This is a genomic window from Micromonospora sp. NPDC005305, from assembly GCF_040607315.1.
GTDB lineage: Bacteria > Actinomycetota > Actinomycetes > Mycobacteriales > Micromonosporaceae > Micromonospora.
In genome coordinates this window covers 105142-131374 of the sequence record NZ_JBEXGL010000017.1, presented here as the reverse complement: position 1 = coordinate 131374, position 26233 = coordinate 105142, and the positions used below count along the sequence as shown (strand labels likewise).

The following is a 26233-nucleotide window of genomic DNA, read 5'->3' as shown; positions in this document are numbered from 1 at the left end:
TACGGCGGGAACTGGGTGCTGTTGCCGCTGACTGGGCGCAGCGGCTGCACAACTCTGATGTGGATGTCTGGAGCGGCGCTGCCCAGGAGCCGAGCTCCGCGGAGAGGATGCGGACTCACCTCGCGCGTATGGCGGCAGGTGAGCAGATGCGTCGCCTTCTCGCTGACCTCGTGTCCGCCAGTGCCGAGGAAGCGGTGCAGTACGGGGCCGGCTATCCCGAGCTTGGCGCAGCGGTAGGCGCCAGTCGGCAGGCCGCGCGTAAACGATGGCCTGGCCTGTCGAAGAGGCGTGCCTCCGAGTGGAAGCAACCGCCCGGGGGCATTGGTTGGGCCGGCAGCCATCCGGGAGGCCCGGGACCGTTTTCGGGGACCTGAGGGGCCTGGCTTGACATCCGTGGCTGACATCAACGGCGGCGGCAGAGGCCGGACGAGCGTGGACGGCTGTCGGCTCTGAGCCGAACCCGTTGGACGTCAGCGGACGTTGCGACCTTTGCCGAAAGCGCCTTACAAGCAAGGGATCTACCGCGGAAGGGCTGGCTTGCCGGGGCCAGGGTGTCGTCTCGCTCCCGCTCCGGGACGATGGTTGGACACCAGTGGGCGGTCAGATCCCCTAGCCTTGTCGCGTGCCTGAGCCGTGGTCTGTCGTGACGGAAACCGAGGTGCTGTCGTATGCCGGCGCCCAAGCGCAGGTGCTGCCGGCAGGCGACGTCAGCTACGTGGTCGGGCCGTCGGCGACGCTGGTCATCGTCCAAGCCGGGGACCGGCCCGACGGCAGCGCGGTGCAGAACTCCGACGACCTGACGCTGCATGAGCCCTTCCCAGAAGGTGTGGAAGCGCGGCTGGCCAGCTCCGAACTTCCGCGACTCGGATTCGTCCGCCTCCCCGAGGGATTCATGCCGCTAGGCGAATTGCGGCATGCGGTCAGCCGTCACGCCCCGGGCGCCATAGCAGAGAACAGTCCGTTTCCCTACCGTCTGCCAGGCGAACTCTCGTTCTGCCAACTGCACATCGCAGACCGTCTGCCGTTCCACGTTCTCGACCGGGTACGGCCCATACCGCAGCACCCGCTTCCCAGCCTCAACTGGCTCCGGTTCCTGCCCCACGACCGTGTCGCCGCGTTGCGTGAGTTCGTAGCCGGTTGGTACGCCGACATCCCACCGGGCGACGAGACGCCCGCCGACGTGGACCCGCCGCTTCCCGAACCGTTGCTTGCCTTCTACCGGGCGGCTGCCGGCCGTGAGGAGGTGTACGGGTTACACAACCAGCTCTACACCGCCGACGAGTTGGAGGACGAGGACGACGGGCTGGTGCAGTTTGGGGCGGAGAACCAGGGCGTCTTCGTGATGTTGCTGGATCCGACCGAGGCAGACCCGACAGTCCAGTACAGCGGACTTCACGCGGAACACGAGCGGGAGCCCCTGAGTGCCTTTCTGCTGCAGTTCCTCCTCTGCGAGGCGTCATATTCCAGTCCCTTTGGCGGCTTTGCAACTGTTGCTGCCGAGCAGGCGCGGCGGCTGGTCGAACCGCTGCATCAAGTTCCTCTGCAACCCATGCGATGGCCGGGCGATCCTACTCAGCACTTCGTAGCTCCCGGCCTCGTCGTCGCGACCGCAGCCTCCCCCGACGGCTCAGTAGAGATATACGCCGGTAGCCGATACCGGTCGGCGCTCCGACCGCTGCGCGATTCGGACTTCACCTGGGAACGGTTCGACGGCTAGCCGTGCCGCACACTCCATCCAGCCCGAGAGCAGGAAGGCAGCGAGGAGGCAGCGAAACGGCCGGAGGGCGTCGGCAACGTGCGACAGCAGTCAGCAACGAAGCCGCGTTTCGAGGTGCTAGAGAGCACCGGATGACATCAAACGATGCGTCGCAACCGCGTTCACACCGAAGCGCTTTCAGCCGGCGACCTACCTTGGGTCGCTGTCGACCTACTCGGCGACGAAGACGCCTACGCCCGGCAGTGTCTCCGTCATGCCCTTGATCCGTAGCACCTGCATGGCGCGGTCGATGACTGGCTCTGTCACGCCGTAGTGCTCGATCAACTCCCGCCGGCTGGGCAGCTTTGAGCCCGGCGGGAACTCGCCGGACGCGATGCGTTCGGCCAGGTCGTCGGCGATCTGCTCGTAGCGGTAACGCGGTGGCACGGTGTTCCCCTCGGTTGGCAACACGAGTAGACCACCTACGTCAGCCCTTGACTACCCAACGGTACCTATGGGAGGTCTCCGAGGAGGTCGATTCCCCCGGTTGGCGCTGTGGGCCGTCCTCGCCGGCGTGGATGTCCGGCGCATTCCCCGCGATCGGGCATCCACGCCTCCGGACACCTGCGGCACCAGGAGGCGGCAGTGCTCCCTTCCAGTTTCCCAACCCAGCGGACGGTGGCCGCGACGGCTGTGGCGAGCCGATGAAGCGAATCTCCTACGACGAGTACGTCTTGGCGGCAGCGCTCACCCTCGCCCGCCGTCATCGGCCTGTCTGGTCGTGGCGGCATTGGCGACACGTCTGCCGCTGCGGCGCGAACCTGCCGTGCCGAAGCCGTCACCGCATCCCGATCAACCGCGGCCACTGGCCCAGCCAGGACGGCCCGCGATGACGACGCACCACCCGATCAAGCCGACCTGGACGTGCGGAGGCTGCGCGGGGGAGTGGCCCTGCCAGAGCCGGCGGCGAGAGCTGCGAGCCGAGTACGACCAGGCCTCGGTATCGCTGGCCCTCTACCTGGCCGCCCAACTCGTCGACGCCGCCCAGGACCTGGCAAACGTCCCCGCCGGCCACCTGCACCACCGCTTCCTTGGTTGGAGCCGATGAGCATCCTGCGACCCGGCGACGAGAAGTTCCATTACAGCGACGGCTCCCACAAGTGGATCCCACCCGACCCGGACTACGACCAAGAGGTCTGGGACGAGCAGGTCCGCCAGCACAAGCAAGGTCACCTGAGAAACGAGCGCCCGAAGGTCCGCGTACTGCGCCTCGTCTGATGCCAGCAGTACAGCAGCGAAGTACAGCAACCAGGGCGGCCGAACTGAACCGAGAAGCGCCCCAGCAGGCCCTCTGACCTCGTACCTAGCCCGATCCGACCGGCTCGCCGAGAGTTCACACCGAAGGGGTCCGCGTCCTTGGCTCGCGTCAGACAGCCGTGCGTGTCCTGATCCAGCCGCGATCGGCTCGCCTCGCGGGTTCAATACGGGGACATGGTTCAGCCATGTCCGAGCGCCTGCCATCCGGGCCACCGCCAACTGTCGATCCGCCATTGCCTCGTCAGCGAGGGGCAGGCCCTCACTGACGAGGCAATGATCACGAGATGGCGCCGTGGGGCCTGACTACTGCTGGGCGATCGTGATCGTCGCCGTGCGGTAGTTGTTGCGCCTGTCGTTCTTCGACGGGTCGTAGTTCTGCTCGATGTTGCCGGCGCTGTCGACCGAGAACCAGTGGAACGTGGTCGTCTCGGTCACGTGGAACACCCGCCCCGGCTCACGGAACTCGGTCGCCGCGTAGCGCGGCGAATCGAGGGTGGGCCGGCTGCCGTCCGTCGTGTAGTAGATGGTGGCCGGCTCGCTCGTCTCGAAGCGCACGTCGACGGGCCCGGGGTACTTCCCGCCGCCGGGAACGAGCTGGGACGTCGGCTTCTGGTGGTCCTTGCCCCAGTCCGCCGCGATCCGGAACATCTCCATGATGCCGTTGGCGTACTCCATCGTCTCGGAGTGGCCGCTGACGAGGTCAGGGTTGCCCACCCACGCCGGCTGGAACGAACCGCCCTGCCAGTTGCCGGTGGCCGGGTTGTAGACCGAGCCGCCGACCTCCCAGCCGAAGGCGTAGATCCCGTAGGTGTAGTAGAGATCCTCACGCACGTTGCCCGCGGAGGAGTAGAGGACGTCCGACGAGCCGCCGACGTTCTCCGGCGTGACGACGGTCTGCCGGTGCGCCTTGACCTGCGACAGGATCCGGGCGGCCGACTGCCAGTAGAACGCCTCGTCGCCCAGCGGCGGACGCGGCGTGGTGATCCGCCCGTCCGCGATGTAGGCGCCCGGCTGCCAGAACAGCTGACCACCGTTGGAGTGCACCGACATCATGAACTTGATGTTCGAGTACTTCTCGACCAGCCAGATGATGTTCTTCGACTCAGGCTCGGACAGCTTCTCCGGGCCCTGGTAGGTGTCGCTGATGCAACTGTTCGACCCACCCGAGTAGCCGTCGTGAGCCGACCCGACCCGGTAGTTCCGGTTCAGGTCGACGCCCCAGGAGTTGCGCCGGGCCGGATCGGCGTTGTCGTCCGCGCAGTGGTTCGTCATGTTCCGGCGCTGCGAGGCGAAGTTGTAGAAGCTGTAGTTCGCCCCGTCCGGGTTGTTGGACAGGATGAAGAAGATGTCGGTGTTGTCGACGATCTTCTTGGTCTCCCGGTCGGACCTGTAGTTGTGCACCAGACGCTCGGCCGACTCCAGGCTGGTCGTCGCGGGCACCCATTCGCGGGCGTGGTCCTGCGCCTGGATCAGCACGCCCGGGTTCCTGCCGTCGCGGTGCTTGCCGATCCGCAGGACGGGGATCGTGGCCGGGCCGCGCGGCACCTCACCCTCCGGCGCGCCGACGCGCTTCTGGTCGAGGAAGTCGGTCAGCGCGACCGGGCTCGAGGTCGCCGCGACGATGCCGGTGCCCGCGTTGGTCCGGTACGGGTGCGCCCGGTCGATCAGGCCCTGGGACTGGCTCTCCAGTGCCGCCGCCACCTGTGCGGCTGTGCGCCGGCCCACCGGAGGCGTCCTTGGCAAGGAGGACGCGGATCGCCTTGCCCGCAACCTCGACACCGAGCGGGAGGTTCGCCCCCGGCCGGTCCACGAACTCGACGGTGATGTCGTTGCCGCCCTCGTGGCCCCAGGCAGCCGAGCTGACAACGACAGCACTCTGCCCGGTGCCGCCGATCGTGGCCTGTGCCTTGCGCTGATAGCCGTTCGTCTTGTTGGGCAGGTAGACGATCTCGGCGATGTCGGGGTACTGGCGGGCGATCTCCTCGGCGCGGGTGAAGAGCTGCTGCGGGTGCCGGTAACCGTCGACGAAGTCCCACTTGTAGGCGGGGTTCGCCGTCAGCGGCGCAGCGCCGTCCTCGAGCCAGTTGGAGACGAACCGGGTCGTGACGCCCCCCGTCGAGCTCGTGACGCGGATCTGGCTCGGGCGGGCGTCGAGCTTGAACAGGTTCCGGTGGAACATGTACTGCCCGGAATCGACGAACCGGCTCATGGTCCGCGCGGAGCCGAACGGGGTGCCCGCGCCCGAGTCGTTCTCGAGCTGCATCCCGACGATCGGGCTCGTCTGCGCCCCTTCGGTGGTCCGCGCCTCGACGTACAGGAAGCCCTGGCCCTTCGTCGTAAACCAGTCGGCACGGGCGATCCGTACCGTCTCCTCGTGGGTGAGCGGCTGGACGGCCTTCGTGCGGAGGGCCTGGAGGCCGCCGTCGGCCTCCTCGGTCCAGGCGAAGCCCTCGCCGTCGCCGAGGATCTCGACGCCCAGCGCCTGGAGTTCGGCGACCTGCTCGGCGGTCGCCACCGCCTCGCCTTCGATGCCGGTCGGCACGCGCCGGAGACCATGTTCGAGGTCGAAGCCGGCGGCGGCCACCTTGTCCAGCATGTCGGCGCCGGTCAGCTTGATGCGTACGAGGCGTGCGGCCTCCGGAAACTCGAGGTGGGATCGTTCCGAGCCTGCCGTGGCCGCCGACCCGGCGGGGTCGGCACCCGCGGGCCCGGTCGCCATGAGGACGCTTCCCACCAGGGCGGGTAGCGCGAGAAGCGCGATGCGTCGCTGTACGGGTCCCATTCTCCCCTCCTTCTGCTTGCGACGTGCGGTTGACGCGGTGGGCCGGCCTGCTGCGGGTAGCCGGACCATCCGCGACGGTCACGCCGAGCTCGCGCAGGTCTACCCGTGTGCGACGGCGGTCGCCACCATGACGGGTCGGGGAGGACCATGAGAGAGCTGGGCGCGTTGAGCGTATGCAGGTCCGTCGCATCGAAGGATCGGCCGAACTGGATTTGAGCATTACTTGAGGCGTTGCGGGGCGATCGGTGGTCAGGTCGACCGGGTCGCCGCGAACCTGCCCGCCGCCCCAGCGCCCGGCCCGGGTGGTCGGCCGCTGGCTGCTCGTCCTGCCGCAGACCGGAGGTCTTGCGGAGCAGTTCGTATACAACATACGCTCCCCGAATCGCCCACTCGAGGAGCTCCCAATGACGAACCTCAGTGAACCGAGCCTGCGAAGGCTCCATCCATTCCGGGCAGCTGTGGCGGCGGTCGCCGTCGCCTGCACCGTCGTAGCGTGCTCGCCGGTGTCCAACGACGAGGGCGGCGCCAATTCCGGCGACAACCAGGCGGCAGGACAGGACAACTTCGGTACGCCGGCGGACCCGGCCGCGGTGAAGAAGGGCGGCAAGCTGGTCATCGCCCTCTCCGCGGAGCCCGACGCGCTGGACCCGACGTTGTCGCGCAGCCTCTACTCGCGCTACGTCTTCCAGGCGATCTGCCAGAAGCTCTACGACGTGAACGAGCAGGCGCAGGTCGTGCCGCAGTTGGCCACCGCACTGCCGACCATCAGTGGTGACGGTAAGACGGTCACGATTCCGCTGCGCCAGGGCGCGCGCTTCGCGGACGGAACGCCGTTCGATTCCGCCGCGGTCAAAGCCACCCTGCAACGGCACCTGACCAACGCCCGGTCCGCGCGAAAGAGCGAGCTCGGTCCGATCGACACCGTCGACACGCCCGATGCCAACACCGTCGCGATCCACCTGAAGCAGCCGTTCGCACCCCTGGTCGGGGCGTTGGCGGACCGGGCCGGCATGATCATGAGCCCGAAGGCGCTGCAGAGCCTGGGCGACAACTTCGCCAGCGCGCCGGTCTGCGTCGGGCCCTTCAAGTTCGCCAAGCGGGTGCCGCAGAACTCCATCGACGTGGTGCGAGACCCGAACTTCTACGACGGCACCAAGGTCAACCTCGACGCCATCTCGTGGCACATCCTCAGCGACGCGAGCATTCGGGCCGCCAACCTGCGTTCCGGCGACGCTCAGGTCGCCGACAGCATCTCCACGCAGGACTACGGCGCGTTACGCGGAGATTCCTCGCTCAGCGTCCTGCAGTCCCAGTCTCTCGGGTACCAGGGTCTCACCTTCAACATCGGCAATGTCGACGGCGTCGGCACCACGCCGAAGCCGATCAACCGCCCGATCGCGCAGAACGCCAAGGTCCGGCAAGCCTTCGAGTACGCACTCGACCGGAAGGCACTGGTCCAGGCCGTCTTCAACGGACTCTTCGCCCCCGCCTGCTCGCCGATCTCGCCCGCGAGCCCGTTCTCGTCCGAGGAAGCGCAGGCGTGCCGCCAGCACGATCCCGCCAAGGCCAAGCAGTTGCTGTCCGAAGCCGGCGTTCAGACGCCCTACCCGGTGGCGATGCTCATCTCGAACACGCCCGACTCGCTGCGCCTCGCGCAGGCGCTGCAGGCCATGGTCAAGGACGGCGGATTCGACCTCAAGATCAACCCGGTGGAATACTCGTCTCTCCTCGACGAGCAGGACCGCGGCAACTTCGAGCTGCTGCAGCTGGGCTGGAGCGGGCGGATCGACCCGGATGCCAACATCACCAACTTCGTCGGCACCGGCGGCAGCCAGAACGTCTCCGGCTACAGCAATCCGCAGCTCGACGCCGCGCTGACCCAGGCTCGGCAGTCGAACGACCTCGAAGAGCGCAAGAAGCTGTACGGGCAGGCGGTGACGATCCTCCAGCAGGACGACGCGCTCATCTACCTCTACCGGCAGCGGAACCTGACCGCCGTCTCCAAGAAGATCCAGGGCCTGCAGGTCTTCCCCGACGGCGTGATCCGCGCGGCCTTCGCCGGATTCACCAAGTAGGTCGCCCGGTGGCTCGGTATCTACTCACACGCGCCTGGCACTCAGCGTTGACGCTGCTGTTGTCGACGGTCGTGGTGTTCCTCGGGGTGCGGGCACTGCCCGGGGACCCGGCCCTCGCCCTCGCCGGCGAGGACCGGTCCCCGGAGGCACTGGAGGCCATCCGGCACCATTACGGGCTCGACGAGCCGCTTCCCATCCAGTTCGCGCAGTACGTGGGGCGCGTCGTGCAGGGCGACTTCGGGGTGTCGATCCGAACCGGGATACCGGTCTCGTCGATGCTCACGACCGCCCTGCCCGTCACGGTCGAGCTGTCCCTCCTGGCGATCCTGCTCGCCGCCGCGCTGGGTGTCGGGGCCGGGGTGCTCGCGGCTGTGCGCCGCGGGCGTCCCGCCGAGTGGCTGGCCAACGGACTGGCCCTGGTGGGACTGTCGGTGCCGCACTTCTGGCTCGGACTGCTGGCGATCCTCTACCTCTCCGTGGCGGCAGGGCTCTTCCCGGCCTCCGGATTCGTGCCTCTGCTGCAGGACCCGGCGGGCAACCTGCACCACATCGTCCTGCCGGCCGTCATTCTCGGCACCGGCCTCGCCGCCATCATCATGCGGCAGACGCGTTCGGCGATGCTGGAGGCGCTCTCCTCGGACCACGTTCGCACGGCCAAGGCGAAGGGTCTCCGGCCACGGGCCGTCATCACCCGGCATGCCCTCCGGAACAGCCTCATCGTGGTGGTGACGATCGTGGGCCTGCAGCTCGGCGGCCTGATCTCCGGAGCGGTCGTCACCGAGCAGATCTTCGGTCTGCCGGGCTTCGGCAAGATGACCATCGACGCGGTGTTCCAGCGGGACTATCCGGTGATCCAAGCGGTGGTCCTGCTCACCGCGACGGCGTACATCGCGATCAACTTCCTGGTGGACCTGCTCTACTCGGTCATCGACCCACGTATCCGGGTGACGGGGGAGCCGGCATGACCGTCCTCACCGTACCGATGGCGGAGGCCGGCCCCGCCGGCATCAGCCGGCGCACCCGGGTCCTCCGGCGACTGCGCCGCAACCCGCTCGCCGTCGTGAGCTTCGTCGTGCTCGCGCTCGCGGCCGTCGTCGCCCTGCTCTCGCCCTGGATCGCTCCTCACGACGTCCAGCAGACCGATTTCGCCCACACGTTCTCGCCGCCGGGCACCCCCGGCCACCTCTTGGGGACCGACGACCTGGGCCGGGACGTCCTGTCCCGCATCATGCTGGGGGCGCGGGCCTCCCTGCTGGTGGCGCTCCTGGCGGTGGCCACCTCCTTGATCATCGGGGTGCCGCTCGGACTGGCCGCGGGCTATTTCCGGTCCTGGGACGCGGTGATCTCGCGCTTCACCGACCTGCTGCTCGCATTCCCGTTCCTGATCATGGCGGTGGGGCTGGCGGCCATCCGGGGCGCCAGCCTCACCAACGCGGCCGTGGCCATCGGGATCGCGCAGATCCCGGGCGTGATCCGGGTGGTGCGCTCGGACACCCTGCGGCTCAAGTCGCTGGACTTCGTCGCCGCCGCTGTGGTGGACGGCGCGAGTGACCTGTGGGTGCTCGCCAAGCACGTCCTGCCGAACGCGACGTCGGTGATCCTGGTGCAGGCCACCGTCGCGATCCCGGCCGCGATCCTGGGCGAGGCGGTGCTGTCGTTCCTGGGCCTGGGCATCCAGCCCCCGGCCCCCAGCCTGGGCACCATGCTGGCCTCCGCCCAGCAGTTCGCCGCCCGCGCACCCTGGGCAGCGGTCCTGCCCGGCGTCGTCATCATGGGCCTGGCGCTGGCGTTCAACGTCTTCGGCGACGCCCTTCGGGACGCCCTCGATCCGAAGGGAGACCGGCGATGACCACGGTCGAACGGGCGGCCGCATCCTCCGCCGCGGTCGGGACGCCCGTCCTGGAAGTACGCGATCTCTCGGTCTCGTTCACCACCGAGGGCGGGACCGTATCGGCGGTGGACCGGGTGAACCTGGATCTCGCGTCCGGAGAGATCGTCGGGATGGTGGGCGAGTCGGGCTGCGGCAAGAGCGTCACGGCGATGAGCATCGCGGGCCTGCTGCCCGACAGCGCCCGGGTCTCCGGCTCCGTCCGGCTGGAGGGCACCGAGCTGGTCGGCGTTCGGGAGTCGGTGCTGCGCCGCGTGCGCGGCAAGGAGATCGCCTACATCTTCCAGGAGCCGATGACCTCGCTGAACCCGGTGCTCACCGTGGGGCGGCAGATCGGGGAGGTCCTGCAGGTACACGAGCGGATGTCCAAGCGGGCCGCCCGGGCCCGCGCCGTCGAGCTGCTCTCGCTCGTCGGAATCCCGTCCGCCGCGAAGCGCGTCGACAACTACCCGCACCAGCTCTCCGGCGGCATGCGCCAGCGCGTGATGATCGCGATGGCGGTGGCCTGCGGCCCGAAGGTGCTGGTGGCCGACGAACCCACCACCGCCCTTGACGTCACGGTCCAGGCCGGCATCCTGCAGGTCCTCCGGGACCTGCGGGACCGGCTCGGCACCACCATCCTCGTCATCACACACGACCTCGGCGTGATCGCCGACATCGCCGACCGCGTCGTCGTCATGTACGCCGGGCGGGTGGTGGAGCGGGCACCGGTCACCGACCTGTTCGCGCATCCGTACCACCGGTACACGGCCGGGCTCCTGGCGGCGTCGCCGACGCCGGGCAAGCACGCCGGTACGGAGCGGCTGCAGGAGATTCCCGGTCTCGTGCCCGTCCTGTCCACCCAGCCCGACGCCTGCACCTTCGCGGATCGCTGCCCCGCCGCCGACGCGCGGTGCCGGGAAGCCGCGCCGCCTCTGGAAGCGGGCGGAACCGCGGTGACGGACCACCTCGCGGCCTGTTGGCATCCCTGCCCGGCGCCGCGGACGCAGCCGGAGGAGACAACCGCATGACGCCGCAACCGAACGCCCTCGAACTCGAGGACCTGGTGATGCATTTCGGGCCGGTACGGGCCGTGGACGGGATCACCCTCACCATTGCCAAGGGCCGGGTCACGGCGCTGGTGGGGGAGAGCGGCTCGGGAAAGTCGACCGTGGGCCGGTGCGTGGTGCGGCTCGAGAAGCCCACCGCGGGCGTGGTCCGGATCGCCGGGACCGATGTCACCCAGCTGACCCGGCGACAGCTACGCCAGCACCGCAATGACGTGTCGATCGTCTTCCAGGACCCCGCCGGCTCGCTGGACCCGCGCATGCTGGTCGGCGAGATCGTGGCCGAGCCGTTGCGGCTGTCCGGTAAGCGGATCACCCGACGCGATCGGGAGGCCCGTGTCGCCGAGGAACTCGGCAGGGTGGGCCTGCGGGCGGAAGTTGCGCGCCGGTATCCGCACGAGCTCTCCGGGGGTCAACGTCAGCGGGTCAGTATCGCCCGGGCGCTGATCTCCGAGCCCAAGCTGCTCATCGCCGACGAACCCACGAGCGCCCTCGACGTGTCGGTGCAGGCGTCGGTGCTCAACCTCCTCGCCGACCTGCAACGCGACATCGGGTTCGCCTGCCTCTTCATCACCCACGACCTGTCCGCGGTCGAGTACCTGGCCGACGACATCGCCGTCATGTACCTCGGCCAACTCGTGGAGCAGGGCCCGCGCGAGCGGATCTTCACGCGCCCGGCCCACCCCTACACCCAGGCGCTGCTGGCGGCCGCGCCGGTGGCCGACCCGGTCCGTCAACGGCAGCGTCAACCGGTGCTGCTCGGCGACGACCTGCCGTCCGCGCTGGATCCGCCGTCCGGCTGCCGCTTTCGCACCCGGTGCCCGCTCGCGTTCGACCGGTGCGCCGCGGAGGTACCCGCACAGGTGGCGTTCGGCGGCGGCTTGGCCGCCTGCCACCTGGTCCAGCCCGACGGCACCCGGCCCGACGTCCGGGCCGCCGCCGACTCGAGTGAGGTGTTGTCATGACGTTCACCACCAGGCCGACCCTGCAGGGAACCTTCGGGATGGTGTCCTCGACGCACTGGCTCGCGAGCCAGTCCGCCATGGGGATCCTCGAGCGCGGTGGGAACGCCTTCGACGCCGCGGTCACCGCCGGATTCGTGCTGCACGTCGTCGAACCACACCTGAACGGGCCCGGCGGTGAGGTGCCGGCAATCGTCGCCACCGCGCACGACCCGACCCCGAGGGTGCTCTGCGGGCAGGGGCCGGCGCCGGCCGGCGCCACCATCGCGCACTTCCGCTCCCTCGGGATGGACCTCATCCCCGGGTCCGGCCCGCTCGCCGCGGCCGTCCCCGGCGCCGTGGACGCCTGGCTCCTGCTGCTGCGCGACCACGGCACGCTCTCCCTCGAGGAGGTGCTGGAGCCGGCGGTCGGCTACGCCGGCGCGGGTCACCCGCTGATCGGCCGGGTCGGCGACACCGTGGCCGCCGTACGGTCGCTGTTCGAGGAGCACTGGCCCACCTCCGCCCAGCTCTGGCTCCGCGACGGCAGGGCACCGGCGGCGGGGGAGCTGTTCACCAACCGGGCGTACGCGCAGACCCTGCAACGACTGGTCAACGCCGGCCGGGCAGCGGGCTCGGACCGGGAGGCGCAGATCGAGGCCGCACGTCGCGCCTGGGGTGAAGGCTTCGTTGCCGAGGCGGTCGACCGGTTCAGCCGGGAACCCTTTCAGGACTCCAGCGGACGCGCGCACGCCGGTCTCGTCACCGGCGCGGACATGGCCGCCTACCGGGCCACCTGGGAGGAACCGACCACCGTCGACTGGCGCGGCTACACGGTGGCGAAGACCGGTTTCTGGGGCCAGGGGCCGGTGCTGTTGCAGACCCTGGCGGTCCTCGACGCGCTCGACGACCCCGGGGCGTACGACCCGTCGACCGCAGCCGGCATCCACGCCCAGGCCGAGGCCCTCAAACTCGCCTTCGCCGACCGTGAGGCCTGGTACGGCGACGCTCCCGTGCCCGCAAAGGCGCTGCTCTCCCGCGAGTACGCGCGGGAGCGGGCCGGCCTCATCTTTGACCGCGCGTCAGCGCAGCTGCGACCGGGCCGCCCCGAAGGCGCCGAGCCACGCCTCCCGGCTCACGTGCGACGCGGTGCCGGACGCCGGGTCGACCTCGCGGACCCCACGACGGGCGAGCCGACGGTGCAGTCGGACGGGGTGACCCGGGGCGACACCTGCCACGTCGACGTGGTCGACCGCTGGGGCAACATGATCTCCGCCACGCCCAGCGGCGGCTGGCTGCAGAGCTCTCCCACCATTCCGGACCTCGGCTTCCCCCTCGGCAGCCGGCTGCAGATGTTCTGGCTGGAGGAAGGTCTCGCCTCGTCGCTGGCGCCGGGACGCCGGCCGCGCACCACGCTGAGCCCGACCATGGTGCACCGCGACGGGAAACCCATCCTGGCGTTCGGCACTCCTGGTGGCGACCAACAGGACCAGTGGCAGCTGCTGTTCCTGTTGCGCCATCTCGTCGGAGGTCGGTCCCTGCAGGAAGCCATCGACGCGCCGATGTGGCACACCATCAGCCTGCCGGCCTCGTTCTACCCGCGCGACAACGAGCCCGGCGTTCTCGTGGTGGAGGACCGGCTGGACGAGGATGTCCTGGCGGCGTTGCGCGCGCAGGGGCACGAGGTGCGGCTGTCCGGCGCGTGGAGTCTGGGTCGCCTCTGCGCGGTGACCCGCGATCCGGACACCGGCGTGCTGGCGGCCGGAGCGAACCCGCGCGGCATGCAGGGCTACGCCTGCGGCCGCTGACGCCTCAGCGGGCCCCGTATCCGGCCTCGGCGTTTTCGTATGCGGCAGCGGAAGCGGCATCGAGATGGGCCAGTGCGGCCCGCTCGGCCCGGTCACCGTCACCCGACTCGATGGCGTCGACCAGTTGGATGTGCTCGGCCCACGAGTGTGGTGCCCGTTCCGCGGCGCCCAGCCGGAAGACCCACTGCACATGGAGGTAGAGCGCCTTGGCGATCGACAACAGCCACGGGTTGCCGCTGATCTCGAGGATCCGCAGGTGCAGGGCGCTGTTCAGCTCGGCGACCCGGGCGAGGTCCTGCTGCTGCGTCGCCTCGCGGCCCTGCTCCAGCAGGCCCCGCAGGGCGGCCACGTCCGCCGCCGTCGCCCGCTCGGCCGCCAGCCGGGCGGCCAGCGACTCCAGGCGTTGGCGGACGGCGAACATATCCGCGATCGTCGCACTGCTCGGGGAGGCGACCACCGCCCCGCGGCGGGGCAGGATCACGACGAAACCCTCCGCCTCCGCGACGCGCAGTGCCTCCCGGACCGGGTTGCGGGAGACGGCGAAGTCCTCGGCCAGCCGATCCTCGGTCAGCCGCTCGCCGGGAAGGTAGTCGCCGTTGATGATGGCGGTCCGCAGTGCGGCGAGGACCTGGTCGCGTAGCGGCAGGTGTTGAGCGCCGAGCTTGCCTCGCAGGTCATCAGCCAACCTGACCGCCTCTCCATGAATCGTCAGGCAAAGCGTATACGAAGAACAATTTGGGAAGGATAGCCGAACGTGCTGAAAACAGTGCCATCCGTCATGCGCTTGCGCGCCGCGGTGACGGGGAACCGGAACCTCGCGCGGCGGCGGCAGGCCCTCGTTGTCGTGCTCACCTTCCTGACCGGTAGCGCCGACGCCATCGGCTTCCTGGCCCTCGGCGGAGCCTTCTCGAGCGTCATGACGGGCAACATGGTCCTGCTCGGGCTCTCGGCGGGCAGCGGCGCTGCCGACCTTGCCCTGACCTCCGGCTGCGCCATTCTCAGTTTCATCACCGGCGTCCTCGCCGGCGCCCGCCTCGCTGGCTCGGCGCAGCCGGACGACCCGGTCTGGCCCCGCCGGGTCACCCACACACTCGTCCTGGAACTCCTGGTGTTCGTCGTCTTTCTCGTCGTCTGGGTAGTCAACCTGCCCAGTCGTTCGGAGCAGGTCGACCTTGGACTCCTGATGCTGTCGGCAGCGGCGCTGGGCGTCCAGAGCAGTGCCATTCAGCGCTTCGGCGTACCGGGCCTCTCCTCCACGTACCTGACCGGCACGCTCACGAGCCTGATCGCGGGGGTCGCCGCCCGAAGCCCATGGCACAGCCTGCGGCCCAAGGCCCACGTCCTGCTGGCCCTGATCACCGGTGCCGTCGTCGGTGCGCTGATGGCCAGGCACCTACCCGCATGGTCGCCGGTGCTGTTGATCGCGCCACTCGTGCTCGTCATCGCCGCGTCGGCGCGCATGGCGGAATAGCTTCCGCGCTTCCGCCGGTGGCGGGCAGCGCCCCCGGCCCGTAGTACGCACAGTCGAGGCAGGAGCGGGCGTGCCCGCGTCGCGCGCGGGTACGCCGCGGCCCCGGGGACTGGCCGGGCGTCGAGGTCACCTTTCAGGTCGACCTCGATTTCCACCGCCAAGTCGTCCCGAACCTTGAGCGCGCGAGCCGCTGACGATGGCGGACGACGCGTTGAGCTCAGGGCTGCGGGGCCGGCCGCCGCCGAGCCCTGGATTGTGGCTGACCCTTCGGGCTCGGGCCGGGTTAGTCAACGGAGGCCGGGGAGGGACCAGCGGTTTCTGCGGGCTGCCGCCGCGTTCGTTCGCCGCCTCAGGGTCTCGCAGGGTACGGAACATCAGCCAGCTCAGGACCGGCATGACGATCAGCGGCGTCAGAGCGGTTCGTAGTGACGTCGCATCGGCCAGGGCCCCGATGGCGGGGCTGGCGAGCCCGCCGACACTCACCGTCAGGCCCAGCGTGATCCCGCTGGCGGTGCCGACCCGGGTGGGCAGGTAGTCCTGCCCGAGGGTGACCTGCAACGAGAAAGGCACGTAGAGGCCGGCGGATGTCAGCGCCACGAACAAGTAGATCGCCGGTCCGGGCATCCACACCACACCCGCGATCGCGATGGCGGTAATCGAGTAGGACCAGCGGGACACCGCCACCCGACCCCACCGATGTGCAGCGTTACCACCCAGCACCGAGCCGACCACGCCGCCGAGGTAGAGCACGAACAGAGCGGCGGTGCCCGCAGCCGCGCTGCCGTTCATGCGCTGCTGGGCGTACAGGGAAATGAATGTGCTCAGTCCGACGAAGGCGATCGAGCGGAACACCACCGCGAAGGTCAGCCGCATGAACGAAGCGGTGTCATCGCGGCCGACGGGTGCCGGTTTCCCGCCCGCGGCGCTCTTGTGCTGGACCAGGGCACGCAGCACGGGCAATACCATCGCGGTTCCGGCGAGGGCTGGTACAACCATCAACGGTGTCGAGCTCAGCCCGCCGAGGAACGTGATGCCTGCGACCATCAGCGGGGCCAGGGCGAAACCGACGTTGCCGCCGGTGGAGAAGTACGCCATGGCGGCGTGGCTGCCTTCGCTGGCTTCACGAGCGATGCGTGCGGACTCGGGATGGTAAGCGGCCACACCGATGCCGGAGAGCGCCACGAACAGCAAGGTAAAGGTGTACTCGCCGCTCAGTCCGCTCATCGCGATGCCAGCCCCACCCAGCAGGGTGCTGACGGGCAGTAGCCACGGCATGGCCCAGCGGTCGGTGAGCGCGCCGAACAGCGGTTGGGCGACCGAAGACAGCAGCGATGCGGCAAGGACGATGCCGGATGCCGCCGCGTAGGTGTAGGCGCGTTCCGCGACGAACAGCGGTACCAGCGCCGCGACGCTCCCCTGATAGATGTCGACACAGGCGTGACTGACGGCGAGCAACGTGATCGAGGTTTTCCTTCGCACCATGCAAGGGTGGCAATACACCCCCTGTCTGACTTCCGATAAGCTGACAGACAATGCCGGAAATCCGCCACAGTCCCCTGGCTCCCACTCGCGCCCAGTGGCTCGCAGCCGGGAGCGAGATCGATGCACACCGCCACGACGACCACCAAATCGTCTATGCCGCCCGCGGCGTTCTGGCCGTCACGACCGACAAGGGCTCATGGATCACCCCAGGCACCCGTGCCATCTGGGTGCCGGCCGGCACCGTGCACGCCCACCGCGCCTACGGCGAACTCGAGCTTCACCTGGTGGGACTACCCGCCACGGACAACCCGCTCGCCCTGGACACCCCAACCGTGCTCGCCGTCGGCCCGCTGCTGCGCGAGCTGATCATCGCCTACACCCGCACCCCCGGCGAACATGGGCCGGAACGCGACCGACTGCGCGCCGTACTGCTCGATCAACTACGCGCCGCTCCTCAGCAGCCGCTGCACGTTCCCACACCCACCGAGCCCCTACTGCTCACCGTGTGCGCCCTCCTGCATGCCACCCTGGGCGAGAAGCGCACCCTCGCCGACCTCGGCCGTGAGGTCGGCGCCAGCGACCGCACCCTGTCCCGGTTGTTCCGCAGGGACCTCGGCATGACCTTCCCACAGTGGCGCACTCAGCTGCGCCTGCATCACGCCCTGGTCCTGCTGGCCAACGGGACGCCGGTAACCGCGGTGGCACATCAGTGCGGCTGGTCGTCAACCAGCGCCTTCATCGACGTGTTCCGCCGCGCCTTCGGCCATACCCCGGGCACCTACCCGGCTGGAGGCACCGACTTGAAAGGTCAGTGACGGGACCGCGGCTCGTAGACACCCACCGCCCGATGCCACCTCACCGAGGTACGAGATCACGTGCACGCACATGCCGCGACGCGCGCCTTCGACCAGGCTCTCGGACGTCCGACTCTGCCGACGCCCAAGTCGCACCGTTGAGCGAGCATCGATCATGGCGGTGTCGCTTCCTCCGGCCGCCGGCCCGACCCCTTTGGCTCACCCTCCCGATTTGACGGGCGTCGTGGCACCGGGGGCGGGCATGACGATCAGTATCCTGACCCGACGCGATGTCGTCGTGGTGGATCCGGACCGATTCTTGGCCGCGGCGCGGCAGGCGCTGCGCGATCGCCACCCGAGTCTGACCGACGCCGAGGCGGCCGAGGCAGAGTCCGGGCGAGGGGCAGCGGCGTGGGCACGCCGACATGCTCCACTTGCGAAGGTAACGCTTCGGGGTGGATTCACACCAGAGCTCATAACGCTGGTCCGCGCACCCCCGCAGGCGCTGCGGAACATAACCGGAATGATCTAGGCGTGCGGTTGCATGTAGTCGTATGCCTTTGTCTGGGGAGACTTCACCACCCAGACGGTCGTCCACCTTCTTGGCCACCCATCGCGCGACGTCGCCGACTTCGTCCGCGACCACGCCGCAGCGTTCACCTCGGCCGACGGCGACTGAAACCGGGGATTCAACTGCGGTACGGGGCCGTACGCCGGCCGCCTCCTATCTGGATCGAACGCCGCGTCAGGATGGGCGTCAGCGGCGCGTCGCGAGGACCACGCCGGTCAGGCAGAGCGAGCCGCCCAGCAGGGCGAGCGGCGCCGGCACCTCACCCAGCAGCGTCCACGACAGCAGCACGGTCACCGGCGGCGCCAGGTAGGTCGCGGCGGTGGTGCGACCCGCGGTCCAGCGGGACAAGACGTAGCCCCAGGTGAGGAAGCCGATGGCGGTCGGGAACACGCCCAGGTACAGCATGCCCAGGGTGGCCGACGGCGGGGCCGTGGCGAGCTCTCGGAGGAGCGTGGGGGCGAACGGCAGCAGCGCCGCGGTCCCGGCCAGCGCGCCGAGCCAGGTCATCGTCACGGCGTCCACCCGCGCCAGTAGGCGCTTCTGGAGCAGTACGCCGAAGGCGTACAGCAGGGCGGAGAGCAGCGCCAGCGCGACGCCGACCTTGTCGGCGTGCCCGGTGAAGCCGCTGGCCGCGATCAGGGCGACGCCTGCGAAGGCGATCGCCACCCCGACGCCGAGCCGGCCGGTGAGCCGCTCGTTCAAAACGAGGACCGCGGCGACCGCGACGAGGATGGGCGCGACCGCGACCAGCAGTGCCGCCGTCCCGGCGTCGACCAGCCGCTCGGCGGCGTTGAGCGCCACGTTGTATCCGCCGAACCAGGCCACGCCCCAGACCGCGATCAGCCCCAGAGTTCCGCCACGGGGCAGGGCAGCCCGGCGGGGAGCCGCGACGTCCGGCCCGGGCAGAGCGTGCTGCGGTCGTGTGCTGCGGCGTCGGACGCCGGCGGTGAATGCCACGAACGCGCTCAACGCGATGGACGCCGCTGCCATGCGGCCCAGCGCCATGGCGCCGGGGGAGTAGTCGTGCCCGGCGAAGCGGATGCCGACGAACGCCGACGCCCACAGGAACACGGTGGTCGCGGCGGCACCGACTGTCGGCCAGGAACGGGGGTACGCTGCGCGGGCGCGGTCGCCCTCGGTGATGGCCGGCCCGGTCGGGGTGGCGGTGAGCTGTGCGCGCCTCATGGAGCGATTTTCGTGCGCCCGAATGTTCAGCACCAGCGACTCTTTCTTCACAACTCTTCAGTGGGGCTTACTGTTGTGGCGTGCTCGACGTCCACCGCCTCCGTGTCTTCCGCTCCGTCGTGGCGTCCGGTTCCGTCCAGGCGGCCGCCGCCAACCTGGGCTACACCCCCTCCGCTATCAGCCAGCACCTCACCGCGCTCCAGCGCGAGACGGGCCTGACCCTCCTCGCCCGAGCGGGACGCGGCCTGCGGCCCACGGCCGCCGGGCATGCCCTCGCCGCCGAAGCGGACCGGGTGCTCGCCCGGCTCGGAGCGGCCGAGTCGCTGATCGCCGACCTGCGCACCGGCCGCACCGGCGCACTGTCCATCGCGTACTTCGCGTCAGTGGGCGCCGCGTGGATGCCGCTGGTGGTGCGGCGCATCCTCACCGAGCTCCCCGGAGTCCGGCTCGACCTGGAGCTGCGCGAACACATCCCGGACAGCCGGGAGGAACGCGCCGATGTCCAGGTGGTTGTGGCGGGCAACGGCTTCGACCCCGGTTCGGGTTTCACCGCCCACCACCTCCTCGACGACCCCTACGTGGCCGTGCTGCCCGCCGGGCACCGCCTCGCCGGGCAGGAGGAGGTGGACCTGGCCGACCTCGCCGACGAGCGCTGGATCGACAACGACTTCGCCCGGGGCTGGTGCCGCGCCAACCTCATCGAGGCCTGCACCGCCGCCGGATTCAGCCCGGCCTTCCGGGTCGAGGCGCACGACTATCCGACGGCGCTCGCCTTCGTGGCAGCCGGCATCGGTCTCACGGTGCTCCCCGCGCTCGGCGCCGCACACCTGCCCGACGGCGTGACCCGCGTCCGGGTGGTCCGCCCGACGCCGATCCGGTCGATACGGGTGGTGGTGCACGACGCGGTCGAGCACACCCCGGCGGTGCGCACGGCGGTCGCCGCGCTGCGGGAGGCGGCCGGCTCCGCGAGCGAGCAGTAGGACGCCGGTGCGCGGCGTGCCGGGCCGGCCTCGTGCGGCCTGCCGTTCTGAGCACGGGGGTGGCTGCGGCTGACCACGCGTGGGTGGGGAGAAACTTCTGACCACGGCGGGCCTGCTGGCCGACGTGACCGGCGCGCGCGAGGCCGCGCCCTATGGGTACGTGCTGGCGGTGGCGCTCGCCGCGGCCTCGATGTGGTGGTTCGGCCGGTGGATGGCATGCTCCGGGCCGATCGTCGCGGCCGCCGTCGTGGTTCCGGCGGCGCTCGCGCTGGGCGTCGCGGGCATCAGCGCCGTACCGCCTATCGGTGAGGTACTTGGCGAGGTCCGTGCCGGATCCCCGGCTGTCCGGTCTCGGGACCTGCGTGACACATCGGTATCAGGAGCTGCGTGACGCTGTCGACGGCTACGGCTTGGCCAGCTGCCCGGCCGAACGGGCCTAAAGGACGTCGAACTCGTTGCCCTCTGGGTCGGCCATCGTCACATGGTCAGGGGCGCCGTCCGGTGCGTCGACCCGGAGTACGTCCCGCCTGCTGCCACCAGTTTGTCGACGATCGCCTGGACCCGCGGCCAGCGCACCTCCAACGGCTCGTGCCGGCCGCCGCCGACGTGGATATCGAAGTGCATCCGGTTCTTGACTGCCTTCGGCTCGACTTCATGCTGGAAGAATCGGAGATCTTTCCCGAAGCGCATTGGGCAACCTCGACAAACCAGGAACCGAACCAGCTTCAGATTCCGGCCAACGCCAGCACCTGATCGAACCCGCGAAGCTGGGCTGGCGAACTCACCATCGGCAGCACCAGGGCCGGTATGCCGACGGCCACGGAACCGCCGTCGCATCCGGGATGGTCGCCAACCATCAACGTTCGATCTGGCTGTGCCGCCAGGGCTTCGACTGCGGTGCGCCAGATCCGTACATCGGGTTTGACGAAGCCGACCTCGTAGGAAAGAACGAATGCATCGATGTAGCGGTCAAGCCCGTGCCTCGCAAAGCAGATGCGAATGTCCCAGCCCACGTTGCTGACCACGCCAAGGCGAATACCGCGGGCACTCAGCGCGGCGAGAGTGGACGCCGTGTCCGCGTACGGCGCCAGCGCTTCGGCGCGCGTTTCGTGCAGGGCTCGCGCAAACGGCAAGTCCACCCCACGGATTTGCTGCAGGACAGCCAGAATCGCCCGGTCCCACACCTGTGGGTCCAAGTCCCGGGCGATGTGAGCAGGGTCCGTAGCCGTCGTCCGCAGCAACTCAGCGAAATCCGAGGCGATGCGCTCCGCCTCACCGGCGGCCACCTCCCGGCCGATCAAGGCCGCCGCGCTGCCGACCCAGCGGTTGGGGTCCCTGGCGAACAGGGTCCAAGCGAAATCGAACAGGACGGTTGTCACGGGTTTCGAAGGCACCAGGTCACCCTAGATCAGCGGGACGATTGACATTTGCCATGATGCTCCTGACTGCGCTCGACGCAGAACAGGTCGAGTTGCCCTCCGGGCCGGCCTTGGTCACCCGACCGGGGCCGCGGGATACCGGCAGTCCCTAGGTGGAAACCGATTCTTGGTTTGCGCGACACCGGCTCCAAGCGGCTGCCACTGCTGCCGGCTGATCCTGCTGACTTGGCGGGTGTCGGAAAACGCCTGCATGCTCGCGCGATTGCCGATGGCCATCCCGACGTCGCCGAGAAGCTGACCTACGTGTTTGGCCGCGCGGACTGCCCAGCATGCGGCGAGCGTTTCCGTGTTGAAGAGGCCATTACCGCCAGATGGTCCGGCTAGATTCTGTCGATCATCGTAGCCAAATGATGGCGGCGACGAGAACCAGGCAGGCGCGGCGGGCGCGCTTGGCATAGCGGGTGGCCAGGTCACGCCAGTGTTTGAGGCGATTGAAGCAGCGCTCCACGACGTTCCGGGCCCTGTAAAACGTCCGTGTTGAAACGTGGGTGGGCGTCCGCCGGTGCTGCCTTCGGCCACGCGGCGGGCGATCTGGTCGCTGCGTTCGGGGATGGTGTGTTGGGTGCGGCGGCGGCGTAACGCTCGGCGGGTAGGGTCGTGGGCGTAGGCCTTGTCGGCAATGAGCATGTCCGGTCGTTTGCGGGGCCGGCCCAGGCCAGGACCCTTGACGCGGATCGAGTCCAGCAGCGGCAGCAGTTGTGGGTTGTCGCCGGCCTGCCCGGGCGTGAGCAGGGTCGACAGCGGCCGGCCACGTCCGTCGACCGCGAGGTGGGTCTTCGTGGTCAGTCCGCCTCGAGACCGGCCGATGGCTTCACCGTCCTGCGCCCTGACCGTCGCACCGGCTGATCCGAACCTTGCAGAGCCCCCCTTTTGCGGGCAAGCGGGATCCTGATGCGCCCGCACGTTCGAGGAGTCCACGCTGACCACCCACTCCACCGGCTGGCCGTCGTCATAGACCTGGGCCCGGGCCAAGATGCAGTCCCAAGTACCGTCCGCGGTCCACCGGCGCAGCCGCTCGTGGCAGGTCTTCCACGGCCCGTACCGCTTGGGCAGGTCCCGCCACGGGGCCCCGGTCCGCAGCTTCCACAAGATCCCGTTGATGACCTGCCGGTGATCCCGCCACCGGCCCGAGCGCGCACCCGGCTTGGGCAGCACTGGCTCGATCGCCGCCCACGCCCTGTCCGTCATCTCACCCCGACCGACCACCAACGCATAGTCAACCATCGACCCATACAAGATCGGCAGGACGCGCCCTAGTCGACTGGGCGGGGTGGCGGGTCTCAAGCGAGCTGCGGTTGGCGGGTGCGCTCCCTGGCAAGGTCGGACCGGCGCTGGCGGCGCGAGCGCGCGGCGAACACGAGCAGCCACACCATGAGGACGACCTCACCGACGAATGTGACTGCGGCGACCTGGATCGCGTATTTGGTCGAGACCAGCGCTCCGATCGAGTCGGTGAGGTAGCCCACGCCGGCGATCGCTACGAGCACCGCCACCCAGGTTGGCACAGTGCGAGACCGCCATGCCAGCCCCCCGATCATCAGCAGGTGGACGCCGAACAGGATCAGACCCAGACTCCAGATCTCCTCGAATTCGGTGGTCTGCGCGTACACGTTGGGGCTGATCTGGTCGGTCGTCGCGCCGTCACCCAGGAGACCAGCGGCGGCGATCAGGTGCGTGATCGCGACGGCGAAGACGACCGCGTACACGGTGCGGCACCAGGCGGAAAGCAGTGCGCCGGTGCGGTGGGTGTCGTCGAAGAACGCCCGCAGCGCCCAGGCGACCAGCACGTCGAGGCAGGCCACCGCGAACAGAGCGACGACGGCAAGGGCGAATGCCCGTTGATTCGACAGCAGCTGGGTGGTGGTCTCGGCGGGGTCGGTGGAGACCAGCCGCTCCACGACGCCGAAGTTGGCGAGCCCAGCGAGAACTGCCATCAGTAGCAGGCCGACCCCGGCGGCCAGCGCCGCACGGCTTGCCCGGAAGCCGCCCTCCACGGCCGCCGCTGCGGTCGACGGCCCGCCGGAAGCGGCACCGGGCTTCGCAGGGGTGGCCGGCGGGAAGCCGCGAGCGAGCAACAGCAGACCGAAGACGATCTCGAACAGGCCACCCGGGATCGCCAGCACGAGCCCGACCGCGGCCCCCATCAGCTCGGCGGCCGCGCCGGCCGCTAGCAGCGCGTATCCGACGGATCCCCAGATCGCCAGCCAGCTCGGCAGCCAGCGCTGCCGGTTCAGGGCCAGGCAGAACGGCAGGCTGCCTAGCCCCAGCGACAGCATGGCCAACTGGTATGCGAAGTCGCCGGCGCCGGCGCCGACCGAGTCCAGCAGGACGATCCCGGCGGTGAGCAGGAACCCCTCCGCGGCGCGGGCGACAAGGTACGCCCAGGCGATCCCCAGATGCGGTCGGCGCAGCGCCCGGAAGACCAGTACGCCGATGGCCGCCACCATGACGGAGTTGAGCACCACGAGCGCCGTCCCGGCGACCTGCCCGGCGAGAGCGGTGCCCATGCCGTAGGAGACGAACGCCAACAGGAAGAACGCACCGGCGTATCTGCCGGTCACGCGGAGGGTCATCTTCGCCTCGCAGGCTTTCGTACTAAGTAAGAGGTACTAAGTACGATAGTCTGCGGTGGCGAGGCCGGTCAACGGAAGCACGGAAGGCGGGAACCAGAGGGTGGGCGAGCCAGCACGGCAGCTGAGTCGCGAGCGGGTGCTGCAGGCCGCGGTAGGCATCGCCGATGCGCACGGCCTGGGGGCGCTGACCATGCGGTCACTGGCCGCCGAGCTGAACGCCAAGCCGATGTCGCTGTACTACTACATTCGTAACAAGGACGGGCTCCTCGACGCCCTCGTCGACAGGGTTTTCGCAGAGATCGAACTGCCCGAGGTGGGTGGCGACTGGCGCGCCGAGGTGCGCCGGCGATGCCTCTCAGCCCGTACGGTCCTCGCGCGGCATCCCTGGGCGCTGGCCCTGGTCGAAACCCGGACCAGTCCTGGGCCGGCCACCCTGCGGCATCACGACGCCATGCTGGGCGTGCTGCGGGCCGGGGGTTTCTCGCTACAGATGACGGCCCACGCGTACGCGATCGTCGACGCGTACGTCTACGGCTTCGTGCTGCAGGAGGCCTCGCTGCCGTTCGACAATGGAGACTCCGCCAACGCCGTCGCGGATTCGATCATGGAAGGTTTCGCGGCGGGCGACTACCCGCATCTGGTCGAGTTCGCCACGCAGCACGTCCAGCAGCCTGGATACCACTTCGGCGGGCAGTTCGAATTCGGCCTCGATCTGATCCTCGACGCACTGGCGGTACGCGGCGATGCCACCCCTCCGTCGTGAGTCCTGCTGTCAGGCTCGTCGATGAAGCTGAACTGGCCGAATTCGCTGACAGTGGCAAGGCGTGTCGACGTCAGCAACGCTCCACAGCCCGAGCGCTTCAAGCATCCTGTTACTCGCCTCTGCCTGGCTCACGCTGTCATCGTGCCCACCTGGGGTGGTCTACGACCCCAGCGGCTGGCGCCGGATGAACCCTGGCCGTACTCGCGCCGCAGCCGTTCTGATCGTCTGACGCGCGACGCCGACGGGATGACGCAGTAGATGGCCACCAGCCGGCGGTCACCGCGCCCGTGCCGACCGGGCCGGCGCCGCGCAACATCTGGTCGGCCGCCGCCAGGCAGCCCCGCTTCGCGCCGAGGTCTCCGCCTGCAGGTGGTTCGGTCACGACCTGGATCAGCGCAACACCGACACGCTCGACCAATACGCCACGGAACGGTTCCAGGCCGAATATGTCCCCGCTTGCCCTCCGCGCTGGCGCTTCGTCGGCAGCTCGCCTGCCCGTTCCCGTTCCATCGGAATGCCGAGGATGTCGCCGTAGCAGGTCACGGTGGTCGCCCGATACGAATGAGGCAGGGTCACCCGCCGTTACAGGAGGCTTGTCAGCAAGGCAGACCGAAGTGAACCTGGGCGCGAATGATGTCAGAGTTCCGTAACTGGCGGTTCGACCGGATCGGGTGGGGAGGAGATTCAGTTGGAGTACCAGGACTTCATCAATGCAGTGGCCACGCGGGCAAAGGTGTCCACCGATCAGGCGGCGACAGTCACGCGCGCGACGTTGGAGGCATTGGCAGATCGGATCAGCGCGGGCCAGGCTGAGGACCTTGCCTATCAGCTTCCCGACGGGCTTGACGACTGCCTGCGCAAACCGCTTAGACAGGACCAGGTCAAGGCGTCGCTCGGGTTCGACGATTTTGTGCAGCGGGTGGCGGATCGCCCGGACGTCGACCGTGCGCTCGCCGATGCGGCGGTCGGCGCGGTGCTCACCACGCTCCGTGAGGCTGTCACCCGCGACGAGTTCGAGAAGGCGGTGGCCCAGCTTCCGAAGGAGTTCCGGCAGGCGATCGAACCGGTGGGTGCCGGTGGCGGGCGGCGTCTCGGCTCGTAGCACGCACAGTCGAGGCAGGAGCAGGGGTACCGGCCGACCGGTTGCATGGTGAGGCAGCCGGCCGGCCGGCGCGTCGGCCCGTCGCGCCGCCAGCGCTGGGAACGGGCCGACGATGGGTCCGGACTGCGGCGGTCAGCCGGCCACGGACTGGTTGTAGTCCTTGATCGGCTCGGCCAGCGCCTGCTGCTGCTCCGGTGCCGCCCCCGGGTCGGTGCCGCTGAGCACCGGCGCCTGCATGGCCTGCTCGGCGGCCTTGCGGGCCTGCGGCATCGTTCGCCGCCATCGCGGTCACCGCGCTGACCACCGATCCCGCCGACCAC

At 69.4% G+C, this 26233-nt stretch carries 26 protein-coding genes; 15 read left to right on the top strand and 11 right to left on the bottom strand.

Annotated features, from left to right (window positions below; genetic code table 11):
- Positions 1–622: 622 nt before the first annotated feature.
- Entirely contained in the window at positions 623–1717 is a 1095-nt protein-coding gene (locus tag ABZS80_RS24845; protein ID WP_355059440.1) for a hypothetical protein, read from the top strand.
- A gap of 210 nt (positions 1718–1927) precedes the next feature.
- Here the strand turns inward: ABZS80_RS24845 and ABZS80_RS24840 are convergent, their stop codons facing one another.
- Positions 1928–2143, bottom strand: coding sequence for a GntR family transcriptional regulator (locus tag ABZS80_RS24840; RefSeq protein WP_230688735.1), 216 nt, complete (start codon positions 2141–2143; stop codon positions 1928–1930).
- Positions 2144–2585: 442 nt separating this feature from the next.
- On the opposite strand from ABZS80_RS24840, the gene ABZS80_RS24835 reads away from it, so the two are divergent.
- Positions 2586–2804: a flavin reductase gene (locus tag ABZS80_RS24835; protein ID WP_355059438.1), complete on the top strand. Its 219-nt coding sequence runs from the start codon at positions 2586–2588 to the stop codon at positions 2802–2804.
- Positions 2801–2974: a hypothetical protein gene (locus ABZS80_RS24830; RefSeq protein ID WP_355059436.1), complete on the top strand. Its 174-nt coding sequence runs from the start codon at positions 2801–2803 to the stop codon at positions 2972–2974. The genes ABZS80_RS24835 and ABZS80_RS24830 overlap by 4 nt, the downstream gene beginning before the upstream one ends.
- 342 nt (positions 2975–3316) lie before the next feature.
- Here ABZS80_RS24830 and ABZS80_RS24825 read toward each other — a convergent pair whose 3' ends face one another.
- Both ABZS80_RS24825 and ABZS80_RS24820 read right to left on the bottom strand, forming a co-directional pair.
- Entirely contained in the window at positions 3317–4558 is a 1242-nt protein-coding gene (locus ABZS80_RS24825; protein ID WP_355059456.1) for a M14 family metallopeptidase, read from the bottom strand.
- Between the two features lies 1 nt (position 4559).
- Positions 4560–5609 (bottom strand): hypothetical protein, encoded by a 1050-nt coding sequence (locus tag ABZS80_RS24820; protein WP_355059434.1) that lies wholly within the window; start codon positions 5607–5609, stop codon positions 4560–4562.
- A gap of 689 nt (positions 5610–6298) precedes the next feature.
- Between ABZS80_RS24820 and ABZS80_RS24815 the strand changes: the two genes are divergently transcribed.
- From ABZS80_RS24815 to ABZS80_RS24790, 6 genes are read left to right on the top strand one after another with little or no spacing between them, the layout of a single operon-like run.
- Entirely contained in the window at positions 6299–7870 is a 1572-nt protein-coding gene (locus ABZS80_RS24815; RefSeq protein WP_355059432.1) for an ABC transporter substrate-binding protein, read from the top strand.
- A gap of 8 nt (positions 7871–7878) precedes the next feature.
- The gene (locus ABZS80_RS24810; protein WP_355059430.1) at positions 7879–8835 is read left to right on the top strand and encodes an ABC transporter permease; all 957 of its coding nucleotides are present in this window, start codon (positions 7879–7881) and stop codon (positions 8833–8835) included.
- Complete coding sequence (locus ABZS80_RS24805) at positions 8832–9719, top strand: ABC transporter permease (protein ID WP_355059428.1); 888 nt, start codon at positions 8832–8834, stop codon at positions 9717–9719. The genes ABZS80_RS24810 and ABZS80_RS24805 overlap by 4 nt, the downstream gene beginning before the upstream one ends.
- A complete protein-coding gene (locus ABZS80_RS24800; RefSeq protein ID WP_355059426.1) occupies positions 9716–10768 on the top strand; it encodes an ABC transporter ATP-binding protein in 1053 nt (350 codons plus the stop codon). Before ABZS80_RS24805 ends, ABZS80_RS24800 begins: the two co-directional genes overlap by 4 nt.
- Positions 10765–11769, top strand: coding sequence for an oligopeptide/dipeptide ABC transporter ATP-binding protein (locus tag ABZS80_RS24795; protein WP_355059425.1), 1005 nt, complete (start codon positions 10765–10767; stop codon positions 11767–11769). The genes ABZS80_RS24800 and ABZS80_RS24795 overlap by 4 nt, the downstream gene beginning before the upstream one ends.
- Positions 11766–13553 (top strand): gamma-glutamyltransferase family protein, encoded by a 1788-nt coding sequence (locus ABZS80_RS24790; protein ID WP_355059423.1) that lies wholly within the window; start codon positions 11766–11768, stop codon positions 13551–13553. Before ABZS80_RS24795 ends, ABZS80_RS24790 begins: the two co-directional genes overlap by 4 nt.
- 4 nt (positions 13554–13557) lie before the next feature.
- On the opposite strand, the gene ABZS80_RS24785 is transcribed toward ABZS80_RS24790, so the two are convergent.
- On the bottom strand, positions 13558–14238 hold the full coding sequence (locus tag ABZS80_RS24785; protein ID WP_355059421.1) for a GntR family transcriptional regulator: 681 nt from the start codon (positions 14236–14238) through the stop codon (positions 13558–13560).
- 69 nt (positions 14239–14307) lie between these two features.
- On the opposite strand from ABZS80_RS24785, the gene ABZS80_RS24780 reads away from it, so the two are divergent.
- Complete coding sequence (locus tag ABZS80_RS24780; RefSeq protein ID WP_355059419.1) at positions 14308–15024, top strand: YoaK family protein; 717 nt, start codon at positions 14308–14310, stop codon at positions 15022–15024.
- A 126-nt stretch (positions 15025–15150) separates the two neighbouring features.
- On the opposite strand, the gene ABZS80_RS24775 is transcribed toward ABZS80_RS24780, so the two are convergent.
- Positions 15151–16503, bottom strand: coding sequence for an MFS transporter (locus tag ABZS80_RS24775; protein ID WP_355059417.1), 1353 nt, complete (start codon positions 16501–16503; stop codon positions 15151–15153).
- A 53-nt stretch (positions 16504–16556) separates the two neighbouring features.
- Here ABZS80_RS24775 and ABZS80_RS24770 point away from each other — a divergent pair, with 53 nt between their 5' ends.
- Complete coding sequence (locus tag ABZS80_RS24770) at positions 16557–17321, top strand: helix-turn-helix transcriptional regulator (protein ID WP_355059415.1); 765 nt, start codon at positions 16557–16559, stop codon at positions 17319–17321.
- Between the two features lie 736 nt (positions 17322–18057).
- Here ABZS80_RS24770 and ABZS80_RS24765 read toward each other — a convergent pair.
- Entirely contained in the window at positions 18058–19056 is a 999-nt protein-coding gene (locus ABZS80_RS24765) for an EamA family transporter (RefSeq protein WP_355059413.1), read from the bottom strand.
- Positions 19057–19136: 80 nt separating this feature from the next.
- On the opposite strand from ABZS80_RS24765, the gene ABZS80_RS24760 reads away from it, so the two are divergent.
- Positions 19137–20036 (top strand): LysR family transcriptional regulator, encoded by a 900-nt coding sequence (locus tag ABZS80_RS24760; protein ID WP_355059411.1) that lies wholly within the window; start codon positions 19137–19139, stop codon positions 20034–20036.
- Positions 20037–20115: 79 nt separating this feature from the next.
- A complete protein-coding gene (locus ABZS80_RS24755) occupies positions 20116–20427 on the top strand; it encodes a hypothetical protein (RefSeq protein ID WP_355059409.1) in 312 nt (103 codons plus the stop codon).
- Positions 20428–20513: 86 nt separating this feature from the next.
- On the opposite strand, the gene ABZS80_RS24750 is transcribed toward ABZS80_RS24755, so the two are convergent.
- The 4 genes from ABZS80_RS24750 to ABZS80_RS24735 all read right to left on the bottom strand — a co-directional run bounded on the left by ABZS80_RS24750 (position 20514) and on the right by ABZS80_RS24735 (position 24036).
- Positions 20514–20726, bottom strand: coding sequence for a hypothetical protein (locus ABZS80_RS24750; RefSeq protein WP_355059407.1), 213 nt, complete (start codon positions 20724–20726; stop codon positions 20514–20516).
- 35 nt (positions 20727–20761) lie between these two features.
- Complete coding sequence (locus ABZS80_RS24745; RefSeq protein WP_355059405.1) at positions 20762–21415, bottom strand: HAD family hydrolase; 654 nt, start codon at positions 21413–21415, stop codon at positions 20762–20764.
- A gap of 114 nt (positions 21416–21529) precedes the next feature.
- Positions 21530–22663 carry an IS5 family transposase gene (locus ABZS80_RS24740; protein ID WP_355059454.1) on the bottom strand — a complete coding sequence of 378 codons (1134 nt, stop codon included), beginning with the start codon at positions 22661–22663 and terminating at the stop codon, positions 21530–21532.
- Positions 22664–22755: 92 nt separating this feature from the next.
- Complete coding sequence (locus ABZS80_RS24735) at positions 22756–24036, bottom strand: DUF4386 family protein (RefSeq protein WP_355059404.1); 1281 nt, start codon at positions 24034–24036, stop codon at positions 22756–22758.
- A 112-nt stretch (positions 24037–24148) separates the two neighbouring features.
- Between ABZS80_RS24735 and ABZS80_RS24730 the strand changes: the two genes are divergently transcribed.
- Both ABZS80_RS24730 and ABZS80_RS24725 read left to right on the top strand, forming a co-directional pair.
- A complete protein-coding gene (locus ABZS80_RS24730; RefSeq protein ID WP_355059402.1) occupies positions 24149–24811 on the top strand; it encodes a TetR/AcrR family transcriptional regulator in 663 nt (220 codons plus the stop codon).
- A gap of 688 nt (positions 24812–25499) precedes the next feature.
- Positions 25500–25913 (top strand): DUF2267 domain-containing protein, encoded by a 414-nt coding sequence (locus ABZS80_RS24725; protein ID WP_355059400.1) that lies wholly within the window; start codon positions 25500–25502, stop codon positions 25911–25913.
- A 132-nt stretch (positions 25914–26045) separates the two neighbouring features.
- Here ABZS80_RS24725 and ABZS80_RS24720 read toward each other — a convergent pair whose 3' ends face one another.
- Positions 26046–26183, bottom strand: a complete 138-nt coding sequence (locus tag ABZS80_RS24720) for a hypothetical protein (protein ID WP_355059398.1) — start codon at positions 26181–26183, stop codon at positions 26046–26048.
- Positions 26184–26233 lie beyond the last annotated feature (50 nt).